This window comes from Streptomyces blattellae (genome assembly GCF_009709555.1).
In the GTDB taxonomy this organism is placed as follows: Bacteria; Actinomycetota; Actinomycetes; order Streptomycetales; family Streptomycetaceae; genus Streptomyces; species Streptomyces blattellae.
In genome coordinates this window covers 19,865-32,747 of record NZ_WJBG01000177.1, presented here as the reverse complement: position 1 = coordinate 32,747, position 12,883 = coordinate 19,865, and the positions used below count along the sequence as shown (strand labels likewise).

General features: G+C 71.9%; 8 protein-coding genes and 2 pseudogenes. All 10 read right to left on the bottom strand.

Annotation, left to right across the window (positions count from 1 at the left end; genetic code table 11):
* Positions 1-200 precede the first annotated feature (200 nt).
* Positions 201-1,070, bottom strand: coding sequence for a TniQ family protein (locus GFH49_RS22970; protein ID WP_230396399.1), 870 nt, complete (start codon positions 1,068-1,070; stop codon positions 201-203).
* 59 nt (positions 1,071-1,129) lie between these two features.
* Positions 1,130-1,630 (bottom strand): annotated as a pseudogene (locus GFH49_RS22965) (TniB family NTP-binding protein); the annotation flags it as partial.
* A 149-nt stretch (positions 1,631-1,779) separates the two neighbouring features.
* Complete coding sequence (locus tag GFH49_RS22960) at positions 1,780-2,598, bottom strand: phosphotransferase family protein (protein ID WP_155057585.1); 819 nt, start codon at positions 2,596-2,598, stop codon at positions 1,780-1,782.
* A gap of 130 nt (positions 2,599-2,728) precedes the next feature.
* Positions 2,729-3,316, bottom strand: a complete 588-nt coding sequence (locus GFH49_RS22955; protein WP_155057586.1) for a DUF6262 family protein — start codon at positions 3,314-3,316, stop codon at positions 2,729-2,731.
* A complete protein-coding gene (locus tag GFH49_RS22950) occupies positions 3,313-5,946 on the bottom strand; it encodes a tyrosine-type recombinase/integrase (protein WP_155057587.1) in 2,634 nt (877 codons plus the stop codon). Before GFH49_RS22950 ends, GFH49_RS22955 begins: the two co-directional genes overlap by 4 nt.
* Entirely contained in the window at positions 5,946-7,094 is a 1,149-nt protein-coding gene (locus GFH49_RS22945) for a tyrosine-type recombinase/integrase (protein ID WP_230396400.1), read from the bottom strand. Before GFH49_RS22945 ends, GFH49_RS22950 begins: the two co-directional genes overlap by 1 nt.
* A 150-nt stretch (positions 7,095-7,244) precedes the next feature.
* A pseudogene (locus GFH49_RS22940) lies at positions 7,245-7,784 on the bottom strand (TniB family NTP-binding protein); the annotation flags it as partial.
* Positions 7,781-9,874, bottom strand: a complete 2,094-nt coding sequence (locus GFH49_RS22935) for a TnsB C-terminal domain-containing protein (protein WP_155057589.1) — start codon at positions 9,872-9,874, stop codon at positions 7,781-7,783. The pseudogene GFH49_RS22940 and the gene GFH49_RS22935, both read right to left, overlap by 4 nt.
* A complete protein-coding gene (locus GFH49_RS22930; protein ID WP_155057590.1) occupies positions 9,868-11,844 on the bottom strand; it encodes a Mu transposase C-terminal domain-containing protein in 1,977 nt (658 codons plus the stop codon). The genes GFH49_RS22935 and GFH49_RS22930 overlap by 7 nt, the downstream gene beginning before the upstream one ends.
* The gene (locus GFH49_RS22925) at positions 11,841-12,677 is read right to left on the bottom strand and encodes a TnsA-like heteromeric transposase endonuclease subunit (RefSeq protein WP_155057591.1); all 837 of its coding nucleotides are present in this window, start codon (positions 12,675-12,677) and stop codon (positions 11,841-11,843) included. Before GFH49_RS22925 ends, GFH49_RS22930 begins: the two co-directional genes overlap by 4 nt.
* Positions 12,678-12,883 lie beyond the last annotated feature (206 nt).

The window sequence follows — 12,883 nt, the reverse complement described above, 5'->3', positions numbered from 1 at the left end:
GGTATGCCTGTTCGGCGGGGGAGGCTTACGTGGGGCCATGGCGCCGACGACGGGTGGCACGTGGGCTGAGCTGGACGTTTATGGCTGCGCAGTGAGTTGAGTGTGGTGGTGGTTTTTGCGCAGGGTAGTTGGCGCGTCTATAGGTACGGGAGTTGTCAGCCTGTTCTGTCAGGGCCGGGCAGCGAGGGGCGTGTGTTGGTTCAGCGGGTGTGCAGGCGTTGCCAGAGCAGGTCGTGGTCGGCGGGTGCGAGGCGGGGCAGTCGGAGGTGGCCCGCGAGGTGGTGGAGGAAGGCGGTCTGCTGTGTGCGTGTCAGGGGGTGCGGGCGCAGGCGGTCGAGGGCCGCGGCGAGGGTGAGGGTCTCGGGATAGGTGATCAGGTCCCGGCAAGTCAGGGCGGGGGAGGCCGGGCCCGTGGGGATGTGGGGGTTGGCGGCGATGAGCCGGTGCAGGCGCATCCGCCAGCGCTGGTGCAGGTGTTGATGGTGGTCGTACCAGCGTGTGGTGATCGTCGATGCCCAGCTCAGGGAGACCGGTGTCGCCGGGCGGCGCGCGCGAAGGTGGGCTTGGGTGAGTTCGGGGACAGCCCGGATGTCGAGGGGCGCGGGATGCCTGGGGTCGCTCGATGCCTGCTGGTGGCGGGTGCAGATCATGATCCGGGGCAGGCCCGGCGACGGGTGGATCCACGCGGAGGCTGACGTGTGCGGGCTGCGGCGGATGGTGCAGGCGGTGCACGCCGGCAACGGCTGCAGGGCGGGCTCGACCACATGCCAGTGGGCGGTGGCCGTGCCGTGCACGCCGATCTTGGCCGACGAGGGCGCGGGCGGGCGCAGATGGGGCAGGGCACGGGTGAGGTGCGCGGTCGGGATGCGGGCGAAGCCGGACAGGCGGCGGGCGGCTTCGGTGCTGAGGCGGATCTCGGCGGCGGGCGGGGCGTTCTCGGTGCCGGTGACCGTGGTTCCGAGTCCGTCGAGGAGCTGGGCGGGGCTGAGGCGGTAGGTGGCGGCGAGGCGGGTGAGGTAGGAGGCGGTGGCCTCGCCGGGCAGCGGCCGTACGCGCAGCGGACCGGGCACGGATGGCCACGCGGTGGCGGCCCGCACCGGGGGCGATGGCCTGGTTGAGGCCGGGGAGGTCACCGGCCGCTGGGGCGGGTGCGGCGGCGGGCGGGGTTGCGGGGCCGGTAGTGCTCTTCGGCGAGGTGGTCGAGCGCGATGCCGTCCAAAAGTGTCTTGGTGATGCGTTCGCTGCCATCGAGGATGGCTTCGATGGCGGCTTGGCGGATCAGGCGGGAGAGGCTGCCGATGCGTCCGGCGGTCCGTTCGTGCAGGTAGGGGGCCAGCTTCGGCAGGCTGCCCGCGCGGTGGGCGTGCAGGTCGAGGGCGCGTTCCAGGGCGGCGATCAGCTCCCGGAACGGCTCCCGCTGGCCAGCTCGGGCGGGCAGTGCCCCGCAGTCGATCAGAGAGGCACGCCCGGCCAGCTGCGCGCCGCGCAGCCCGGTGAAAACGGCACTGTCGGTGACGTCGATGCCCGCGTAGACGAACGTGGCCCGCACGCGTTCGGTGAGGTCTTTGAGCCAGTCGGCGGCCTCGGAGCCGCTGGAGGTGCGGGGGTTGAGCCGGTGGATCTCGTCGACTTTACCGACCGCAGGAGCTCGTGAACCGGCTCTGAACTGCGACGATTCATAGACTACATGTCCGCGCGGTCGTGTGCGGCCGATGCTATTGCTCGTCCGAGTTGTCTCGTGCGACGCATCCCGCCTATCGAGGTGGCAGGGGTGTCTGTTCAGTCCAGCAGTTCCAGCAGACGGTCGGCCTGCCGATCCGCCGTGCCGGGAGGGTTCCTGGGATGGTCTGGATCGTCGAAAGAGAGCAGGAACAGCCAGACGAGGGCGAGGAGCCGTCGGCACTCTCGGAGCCGGGAGGCTTCAACGAGGGTCAGGTCAAAGTGCCCCAGGAACGCCGGGACATCAAGAGGGTGCTCCACCCAGCTCGACACATGTTCAGTGATCTCCGCCAGCTCGAAGGCGCGATCGCTGCGGCCGGAGTCCTCGAAGTCGACGACCCGAACTTTCGAGCCGTCCCAAAGATAGTTAGCGAGGTTGCCGTCGCCAGGGCCGAAGACTGTGGGCACTGATGGCTCGCCCGAAGGTTCGAGGCCCGACTTGGCCAGCCACGCCAGGCCCGCGGCCATGGCCCGGGACACCGGGCTGCTGGCGCGAGCGGGGATGCGCGCGGACCAGGTGTCGATGTGGGCGATGAGCTCGCCTTGACGTCCTGGTCTGAGGGGGACTTCGTCAAGTGCTGACGACGGCACTGCGCTGTGCAGCGCGGCGACGGTTTCTGCCAGGGCCTTGGTCTGCCGCTCGTCGATGGGGCGCCCGCGCAGAGGTCTGCCGATGAGTCGGGACATCACCACGGTGGGCACTGCGGCTGAGGGATCGGCGGGCATGGGTCGCGGTGCGAGCCCGGGGACGTATGTGTCGAGCAGTCTCAGGGCACGCCACTCGCGCTCGCACCGCTCGCGATCCGCGTCCCGGAAGCGCTTGATCACGCTGTCGGGACCCATCTCGATCGTGTGGGTGCTCCATCGGTCAGAACTCATGGGAGGCGATCCTGCCAGGTGTAGGGGGCAGGACCGCCCCCTTTCCTCTGGCCTATCTGGGGCGCCACCGGACTTCGCCGATGGTGTCACCAAGGTGGTTACTTGGTCATGAGGCGGTCAGCGGACGGGATCACATGCCTGATCCCGGGTCGGCAAGGCGGGCTTCGAGGTCAGCCAGGCGGCGGTCCTGGAAGCGGAGGTTGGAGCGGGCGGCCTTGAGCCGTTCGTCGAGGGTGCGGTTGTCGGTGGTGAGTTGGCGGACGCGCTGCTTGAGGGTGGTGTTCTCGGTGGTGATCCGCTGGACGGCTTCCTGCGGCCACTCATCCTCCAAGTCACGTATTTGACCGAGGAGTTCACCGATGCGGGTGCGGTGGGAGAGGATCTCGGTATGGGCGGCCTTGAGGGCCTCCTCGGCGTTCAGGGCGCGTTCGCGCCAGGTCGCCTCGCGCTCGTTGTCCTGCTCAACGAGCATGCGGGACCGGCGTTCACCGTTCTGAGTCATCGCTGCGGCGACTGCGGCTCTGGCCTCAGCATTGTCGTAGAGGAAGGTGCGCGAGACGTTCGCTCGGCGGGCGACAGAGGCGACGCTGACCTGGGCTTTCTCGCGTCGGAGCCGGGCGATGGCCTGGTGGACGCGCTCAAGGGCGGCTTCGGTCTTGCGGCGGCGGGCTGCCAGGGCCGCCGCAGTGCGGGGTCCGGGAATGGTGGCGGTGTTCATGCAGCTTCCTGTTCGGGGTCGTCGCCGTCGGTTGTGCACGTACCGCTGTACTCGTCTGGCCCGTCGCTGCCCGCGTCGGCGAGGTCGGCGGCGCGGAAGGCGGTGGACCAGACCCGGTGGAAGTAGTCCTGGGGTTTGCGCAGGTCCAGGGCAAGGGCGTCGTCGAGGAGGCCGAGGCCGGCCAGGGCCTTCTCCAGGCCGTCGATGGCGCGGGCGGTGGGTTCGAAGTAGCGGTGCAGGTAGTCGGCGGTCGCGTCGTCGGGGGCGCCTTCGGCCAGCAGCTGCCACTGCTCGCGTTTGCGACGCCAGTAGAGGAGGTCGGCGCCGGACAGGACGAATTTGTCGCAGTTGTGGCAGTCGAGGTTCCAGGGGCAGGCGCCGCCGTCGACCACGGGCTGGAAGGTGCAGAACCCGCCCTCGGCCGGGGTGCTGCGGCGGGACAGGTCGATCGCCAGGGCCTGAGCCTGCTCCCGGGTGAGCGGGGTGGTCTTCCCGGCCAGAAGTTCGCCGGGGTGTGCGGCGCCGGGACCGGCGACCCAGACGTGCTGGAGCACGTTCTCCAGATCGGAGCTGGTGAGATGGACGTAGTGCTCTGCCATCCGATCACTGACCTGTCCCAGATAGCGGCGGATGTGGGTCAAAGTCGCCCCGTTGCGCAACAGATTGGTGGCCAGAGTATGGCGAGCCTGGTGGGGGACATAGTGGCCGAGGTCCATGGCGTCCACCCAGGGCCGGAACCGGCTGTAGAACCACTGATGGGTCAGCGACACGGTCCCGTCCTGGCTGCGGTAGATCGTGGGAAACAGGGCCAGTCCGGCGCGTTGGGCGCCGGTCGGCCGGTAGCCGTAGCGGGCAGTGAAGCGGTCCAGGGTCTTGCGCTGGCGTTCGGCGAGCATCTCGTAGAGCCGTTCGGGTATGCGGATCGCGGCGTCGTAGTTGCCGACCTTGGTCTGGTCGTGCCAGAACATCGCCAGGCCGCCGTAGCGGCCGATGCAGTCCCACCGCACCTTGATCACCTCTCCGATGCGGCGACCGGTGGTGACGGTGGTCTCCCAAATGTCGCGGACGCCGTTGTCCTGGGCGTCGTAGGTGGCAGCGAGTTCGGCCAGATTCGCCTCGTCGGCCAGGGCCCGGGCGACTTCGTCGGGGAAGGGCCGACGCGCGGTCCGGCCGGTGGTGGCGCCGGCTGTCGGGAACGCGATGATGAACTCCCGCTCCAGGCCCAGCCCTTCGGCAGTGCCGGTGTCCAGCGCGTCGCGCATCAGTTTGCGCACGGCGTTGAATACGACCGACCGTGTGACGGTGGTGACGATGCTCGCGGTCCCGTCCGGCCGCTTCACGGCCAGAGAGGGGAGCCCTTCGCGTTCACGATGGCGCTGGTCGGTGACGAATCGCTGGGCGTGTTCTTCCCGCAGAACTGCAGGGTCGTGGCCACCGCCAGGCGCCTCGACTTCCAGGAATGCTCCGAGCTCGATGGCGGCCCGGCGAAGATCGTCGATCGGGCCGGCAGAGCGCGGACAGCGTGGTGACCGAAGGAGGTCCGCCAGGTAGTCCCACGTCAGATCCCGCAGCCAGCGCTGCGGGATGCCGGTCAGGTCGATGTGACTCATCCGGTGCGGGAACAGCACTCCGAAGTGCTCGGTCTCCAGGAAACCGGCGTCCTTGGCCTCCTGCGGGGTGAAGTAGACCAATCGCAGCTCGTGCAGGATCTCCTTGGCGATCGCCCCGGTGAACGCGGCAGAACCACCGGTCCCGAACTCGAAGTCGATCAGCGAGTTCACTTCCAGCGTGCGGCATGTGGTCACCAGCGACCGGATCCAGCCCAGATCCCACCGGCTGGGCCGGGCCCGGCGGGTGTGGACGAACAGCCCCCACTGGATCTCGGCCCGCACCAGGGGCCGTAGCCCGCGCAGGTTGATCTGCCCCGGCCACGGATGCGCGGGAACGGTAGCGCACCAGTGTCGGAATTCCTCCTGGTCGCCGTACTCAATCGGGACCGTCTTCCCGAATTTCTCATATCGCTGCCACCAGTTGGGCGGTATCGCGGCGCCTCCAGGGCTGCCGTCACGGCGGTAGCGGCTGCCGTGCCACGAGCACAGCCCCAGCGGGGCATCGGCCAGGTTCGGGCAGACGACCGCGCCGCAGGGACCGTAGCCAGGGCACGGCTGTTCGTCGCTCACCCAGGTGGCGAAGGAGTCGCTGTCATCTCCCTCCTTCTTGCGCGCGACCCACCGGCTCAGATGTCGTTGGCAAAGCCGCAGGTCGCTGTGTGCTGCGGGCCGTTCAGGGCAGATCCGGCAGATGCTCTCTTCCGCTCCGACATGTCGCTCCAGCCCCTGGGCCGCGGCCACGAAAGCGGCCTTGCCCACGCCGCGCTCGCGGTCGCAGACCCACTGCCGCTGATGCTCCGAGCACAGGTCCGACCCGCCCGTCCGGGTGCGTTCACAGCTGCCGACGACGCACTCCCACCGGTAGATCGCGTGGCCGCGCGGGATCTCGATGATGTCGGGCCGGTAGATCGGGTCGAAGGACGGCCCGCCGATGAGCGCGGTCAGGATCTCCAGCCGGTCGCGGCCGACCCGGTCCGGACGCTCGGTGAACAGCGGCCGAAGGTACTCCTGCCGCCGCATCACGCCCCACCCCAGACCGCGCGCAGTGCGGCGTCGAACGCCGGGTCGTGGACATCGACGTGCCCGTAGACCTCGTCGACCATCGCGGCCGACGCCCAACCGCCGGCGTCCCGGGCTATCAGCAGGTTGCCGTCAGCGGCGTCGAGAACCGCCGAGGTAAAGGTGTGCCGGAAGGCATGGGGTTTCACCAGCCCCAGACCAGCGCGTTTCCCGGCCCGACCGAGCATCCGCCGGGCCCCGACCGGTGCCCACGGCTGCCCGGCATCGGCGCCGTGCAGCTGGACCAGGAGCATGCCGTGCCGAACCCCTTGCGGGTACTCGGTGGTGATGTACTCGAAGTAGGAGTGCACCATCGCCGGGCTGACCCGCTTGATCAGCCCGCCAGTCACGGTGCCGTGCTCGACCCGCCAGGGGTGTTTGGTCTTGGCCTCGGCCCGGTTCGGGTTGCCGGGCCGGTGGCAGACGTGCAGGTGCGGGGTGTGGCACTCGCCGCAGGCCGCGTTCTCGCGCAGGTGCAGGTCGACCAGGTGGAGTCCGCAGAGCTCGCCGATACGAAGCCCGCCGTCGGCGAGCCAGGTGACCACCAGCCGGTCCCGGGCGGCGTTCACCGTTTCCAGCAGCCTCTCCCGGGCGCCGTCCGGCAGCATCTTCGGGTGCCGGCGGTGCGGCCCCTTCGGCGCCAGCGGGTTGGTGGGCAGCGTGTTCTTCACATGCCCGAGGAACGAGCGGCGTTTGTCCACCCGCGACGGCAGCCGGGACTGATCGAGCTTCTTGCCGAGCTCGCCGTTGATGCCGCGAGAAGCCTGCTGCAGGTAGAAGCCCTTCAGGCAGGCGGCTGCGGTCGACAGAGCCGAGCGGCCGTAGGGGCGCTTGCCCACCCGCCACGGTTCCCCGAGCGGCATGCGGACCTCGGCGCCGACGATGCCCATGTACCGTTCCAGGTCCCGCAGTTGGACCGTGTCGAAGCCCAGGCACTCGCGCTCCAGCCACCGCAGGTGGTCCACCAGGTAGTACGCGTACGTCTTCTGCGTGCCCGAGCCCTCGTGCTCACGCAGGAACCGGTCCGCCTCCGTGTGCAGCGTTCCCTCGGGCCAGACGATCGTCCACGACCGTCGCCCCTCCTTCCGCTCGATCCGTTGGACCCTCAAGTCCCCGACCACCACGTGCCGTACCACTTGTCCTCCGTACCGACTCCAGAACATGACAGACGCCCCGGACACGGTCGGTAAACAAGCCCAGGACGTGCTGGTCACAGTCCCAGACGGACATCACGGGCAGGACTACCGGCGGTCGGTAAAGTCGATCAGCACGAGCTTGATGCCGGCCGCGGTGTAGGTGTGGCAGACGGCGGTGGTGATCTGCGTGGTGGTCATGCGGGTGGTGACGGGGATGCCGAGGTAGCGGGCGAACTCCCCGGCCAGCGTCTTGGCGGTGGCGCCGGGCGGCACCAGTACGTAGGCGACGGGCACGCTGTCGTCGCCGGGCGCGGCGCGGCGGGTGTGGGCCAGGTGGCAGGTGCGGCCCACTTCGAGCAGCGCGGTCGTCTTGCCGGTCGTGGCCGGCCCGGTGACGATCAGGGACGGGCGTGCGGTCACCTGCTGGTGGCGGCCGAGGATCATCAGGGTGCGCACATTGCGCGAGAGGGTTTCGATGGCCGGGGTGCGCACGGTGACGAACTGGGAGTGGTAGGCCAGGCGTTCCTCCGGCGGGCGGGGTGCCTGGCCCGGCTGCGGCGGCGTGGGCGGGGCGGTGGTGGCGAACCGGGCGAAGGCGTCGAACGTGGTGACCGTCCCCGGGGACGTCTCCTCGACGGTGGGTGTGACATCGGGGCTGGTCACCAGTGTTCGGCCTCCTCGAAGGCGTTGTACAGCGCGTATCGGCCCGCAGGCGGGGAGAGTTCATCGCTGTCGGCAAGATTGCCGTCAGCGTCAGCGTCAGGGGCGTGGGAGTCGGCGGTGTCGGGACTCTCCTCGGCCTCCGCGTCGTCATCCGCCGTCTGCGGGCCCGCCGTTCCCGGCGCCGCTGGGGCGGGAGCGCCGTGGCCGGGCAGGGGGCGGGCGCGGCGCAGGATTTGGTCGGCGGCCTCGGCCAGGTCGGCCTCGTGGCGCTCGCGGTCGCCGCGCCGGTTCAGGGCGGCGCGGATGTGGCGCCATGCGGTTTCGCCCATGGGGGCGTGGACGTGGTCGCGGTGGATCCACGGGATCTCGTGCAGGAGCCCGTCGGGTAGGCGGATGTAGACCTGTCGCACATCGTGCGGGTTGAGGTGGACCTCCCACTTGCCGCCGGGTTGGCCGGTGGGGGAGGGGCGGCCGCGGTGCTCATTGAGACAGGCGTGGTCGTAGGTGCGGTAGTTGATGCGGATGCCGCGGGCGGTGATGGGGTGGAAGCGTACGGGCAGCAGTTCCAGGTAGTCGGCGCCGGTCAGCGGCAGCGGCACGTACCCGGACGCGCCCAGCAGCGCGCCCCACATCTCGTTCGGGGTGAGGGCCTTCTTCGGCAGGAGGGGATGGCGCAGGCCCTCGTGGGGGCGGTGCTGCCAGCGGGTGGTGATCCACTCATCGAGCAGTTCCTGCAACTGGGCCATGGTGAACCGTGCTTCGTCCTCCACTGCCTCGCCGCGCTCCAGGATATGGGAGCCGGTGTAGCCGGCGATGTGCTGGGCGACGAGCGTGTTGATACTGCCGAAGGTCCGCTCGACGGCGCCTTTGGCAGCGGGGGAGCGGGGAGGTGCCGGCTGCACGCTCACCCCCAGGGTCTCGCAGGCGGCGAGGAAAGCGGCGGAGACGAAGATGGCCCCGCGGTCGATGACGATCGTCTCGGGCACCACCACCGGCCGCGCCGCCGCCGACTCCAGCCGTGCGTCGAGGGCGAGCAGCCGGTCGTAGGGGACGGCGGCGTGGGCCAGGCGCAGATGGCCGGGCCAGCCGGGCCGCGCGGGATGGGGCACGGCCATCTCCGCCAGCAGCAGCGCCGCGTCCGCGGCCTTGGTGCCCTCTTCGCGCAGCACGGCCGCGACCACCGAGCGGGTCGCCACATCGAGAGCGATCGTCAGCTCCGGGCGCACCGGCTTCCCGTCCTCGCCCACGGCCATCACGTCGAGGCGGGTGGTGTCGACCTGCACCAGCTCGCCCGGCCGCAGCGCCACCGTCGGCGTGTACGGCCGTACCGGCGTGGTGGTGGCGGTGCGGGCCGGCCGTCCGGGATGTTCCAGAGGGTCGGCGAGCACGCGCACCAGCCGGTTGAACGTCGACGGCGCAGGCACCGCGACCGTGCCCGGCCCGTGGGTGTCGGCCAGGATCTGCCCGGCAAGCTCCCGCAGCCCCTTCAGCGTGCCCTTCGAGCGGCCGCGCTGGCGGCGCAGCGCCTCCAACACGGCGGCCACCACCCGCTCATCGGCCCGCCCCGTCGCACGCGACGGCTTGCGGCGGGGGACCAGGCCCATGAGGCCGCTTGCGTGGTAGCGGGCGCGCATGCGGCGCACGGTGGCCCGGCTGGCCTGCGGCCAGCCCAGCCGGGCGAGTTCGTCGGCCTTGGCCTGCTCCCGCTCGGCCATCGACCGCCGTGCCGGGTCGTATTCGGGCCGGGGCGTCCCGCCGTCGGCCGGGCCGCCGGGCAGCCCGGTCTCGACCTCGCGGATGTGCCGCTGCCAGGCCAGGGCCCGTTCGCGTTCCCGCTCGGGCACCGACTCCAGCAGCCCCCACGGCGGCACCGCGGCGGCGGGGGAGTCCACCACGGCGAAGGCGGGGTCGGCGAACAGGAAGGGGGCGAGCACGGAGGCGGTCTGCCCGCGGGTGTCGACGAGGCGTACCGACGCCCCGGCCACGGCGGCCACCTGCCAGGCGCGGCCCTCGAACATCACGTACGCCCCCAGCTTCACCTGCCGGTGGCGGGCTGCGGCCACCGGGCGGCCGCCGTGTGCGCTCACCACAGCTCGGCCTCCGCCAGCGGGTCGTACACCCCGAACCCGCCGGTATCCCGGGCGACGCGGTCGCCGGCACCGCCGCCGTCAGCGTCGTGCACCAAGTGCATCATCGTGGCGCCGGCGATCCCTTCCATGGCCGCGACGTCTGCACTGCGCCCTGCCTCACCGGAGCCGCCGGCTGTCTCGCTGTCCGGCTGTGTGCCCGTGCCGCGGAGCGCAAGGACGCCGCCGGTGCGGCGCCGGACCAGCTCGTCGAACGGGCGCAGGGTGTGCTCGCCGTCGGCCCACCCGATCGCGTGGAGCAGGCCGTCTGGCAGCCGGACGAAGACCTGCCGCGGGTCGTGGGGATGGTGGTGGACCTCCCACCGCCGGCCGCGGCCGCGGTGTTCGTCCAGACACGCATCGTCGTAGCGGCGCCCGCCCAGCCGGATCCCGGAATCGGTGAGGGCGCACCGGGCTGCCGGCAGCAGCTCGCCGTAGTGCTGCCCGGCCAGCGGCAGCGGCACCACCCCGGCCACGCCCAGCAACACCTCCCACATCTCCTGGGGGGCGAGCCCCGCCCGGGGCAGCAGCGGATGACGCAGCTGCTCCTGGGGCCGCTGGTGCCACCTGACGGTGATCCATTCGTCCAGCAGGTCCTGCAGCTGCGGCATGCTCCAGTACGCCCCGGCGGCCTCTCCCGCTGCGCATGCTTCTTCCGCCGCGGTGGCGTGCCGCGCGAACAGGCCTGCGAAGACCTCCAGCGTGTACGCGGCGCCGCGGCGGGCGCCCGCCGCCCGGGACGGGGCCGGCTCCAGGCTGATGCCCAGGCCCTCGCACACGGCCAGGACAGCGGGGGTGACGGCGGCTGTGGACGGGGCGACGACGAGCGTCTCGGGCACGGCCGCCGGACGCGCCGCGGTGGCCTCGATCCGTGCGGGCAGGGACACCAGCCGCCGGGCAGGCCCGCCCGCGTGGGCCTGCTCCAGCAGGGCCGGCCAGCCCGGGCGCTGCGGCCTGGGCACGGCCATCTCGGCCAGCAGCACCGACAATTGCACTGGCCCGTCCTGGGGCGGGTGCAGCACGGCGGCCAGCACGCAGCCGCTCGCCGCGTCCAGTGCCGCCGTCACCGCCACCGGCACCCCACCCCCGTCCTCGCCCACCGCCTCAAGGCCCAGGCGGGCGGTGGCGATGTGGACCCGTTCGGCGGGCCGCAGCGCAGGCGGCGGGCCGCCCGGGCGGGCCGGGCCGGTGGCGGTGCGCGCCGCACTGCCCGGCGGCTCGGCCGGATCCGCCAGGACCTTCACCAGCCGGTACAGCGACGAGCGGGCGGGCAGCTTCACCCGGGCCGGCCCGTAGGTGTCCGCCACGATCTGCTCGGCCAACTCGATGACCTGCAAGGTGGTGGTCTTCGACCGGCCGCGGCGCCGGCGCAGGGCCTCCAGCACGGCGGCCACCACCCGCTCGTCGGTACGCCCGGTCGCCGATCCGGTGCGCAGGTGGCGCTTGTCGACCAGCCCCCACAGCCCCTGCCGCTGGTAGACCAGCCGCATCCGCTGCACCGTGGTCCGGCTGGCCCGGGTCCAGCCCAGCGCGGCCAGTTCACGCGCCTTGGCCTCTTCCCGCTCGGCGAGGGTGAAGCGCTGCGGGTCGTATTCGGGCCGCGGTATCCCGCCGTCTGCCGGGCCGCCGGGCAGCCCGGTCTCGACCTCGCGGATGTGCCGCAGCCAGGCCAGGGCCCGCTCCTGCGCGGCCAGCGGCACCGTCTCCCACAGCGCCGGGGCCGGCGGCTCCGCGGCCGCGGGAGCGGTCACCGAGAAGCCGGGCGCGGACACCAGATGGGCGGCCAGCACACACCCGGTGGCCCCGTCCTCGGCAACCAGGTGCACCCGCCCGCCGGCCAGGCCGGTCACCTGCCAGGCGCGGCCCTCGAACGTGACCTGAGCGCCCACCTCAACACACCGCCCGCCAGGGGCGGTCACCACGCGCTTGCTCAACTCTCCTGCTGCTCCCGCCGCTTTCCGCCGCCTGCGGCCGGGCCGGGCGTCACGAGGGTGTGCTCGCCCAGCGGCCGCGTCAGGTCGCAGGCCAGCCGACCGCTCCACAGCGCGTGGTAGAGCACCGGCAGCGCGGTGAGTACCTCGCCCGCCGCCGCGGCCCCGGCCATCAGCGGCCGCGGCGCGGCGAACGCCTCGAGCACCGCCTGCTCAAGGCCGCCCGCGTCACGGTGGCGGGGGTGCCGGTAGCCGGCCAGCCACCGCACGTTCGCCGCCACCACTGTCTCGGGCGGCACCAGGCGCCGGTAGGTGAACCCCACCGCCGCACAGGCCGCTTCCAGCACCGCGCCGGCGCGCTCGGCCCGGCCGGCGGCGGGAGCCGTCGCGGCGGGGCAGTCGGCGAGCAGCGCGCCCCCGTCGGCGTAGCGGGCGAACAGCTGCGGCACCCACGTCAGCACCCGCCCACTGTCAGGATCGCGCCAGATCAGCCGCACCGGCCGCGCTGAGAGGCCCACCACGTGCGGATCGCGGTCCAGGACCATCAGCTGCATGCACATCGCCTGCGAACCGTGCATCACATGCCGCCCGGTCGTGGCCGACCACCACCAGCCCGGCCCCCACCGCCGCCCCGGCACCACCGGGAACCCGGCCACCGGCGCCAGCCGCTCGAACCTGACCGCGACGGCGGCCTCCACCCAGCGGCGCTGCACGAGCGTGCCGTCCACCCCGGTGAACTCCGCCTCCACCGTGCCCGGTTCCGGTACCCGGTAGACGCTGCCGGCGACGGCGGGTAAGCCGGCCGGCGCGCCGTCCTGGCTGCTGTCGATGATCACGTACTCCAGACAACGTCATACCGGTCGCGCCGCGCAGGCGAACCGGGCGGTAACCAGGACACGTTCTTCTCGGCTCCAGGCCCCTCGCCATGAGCATGCGCGCCCACGGTGTCACCTGGTGCCGCCCGTGTCAGTGCGGGTCTCTGCACCTTCCCGCCCGCCCCGCGAGCACTATGCGCGCCACGCGGGGCGGGGCGGCGTAGGCG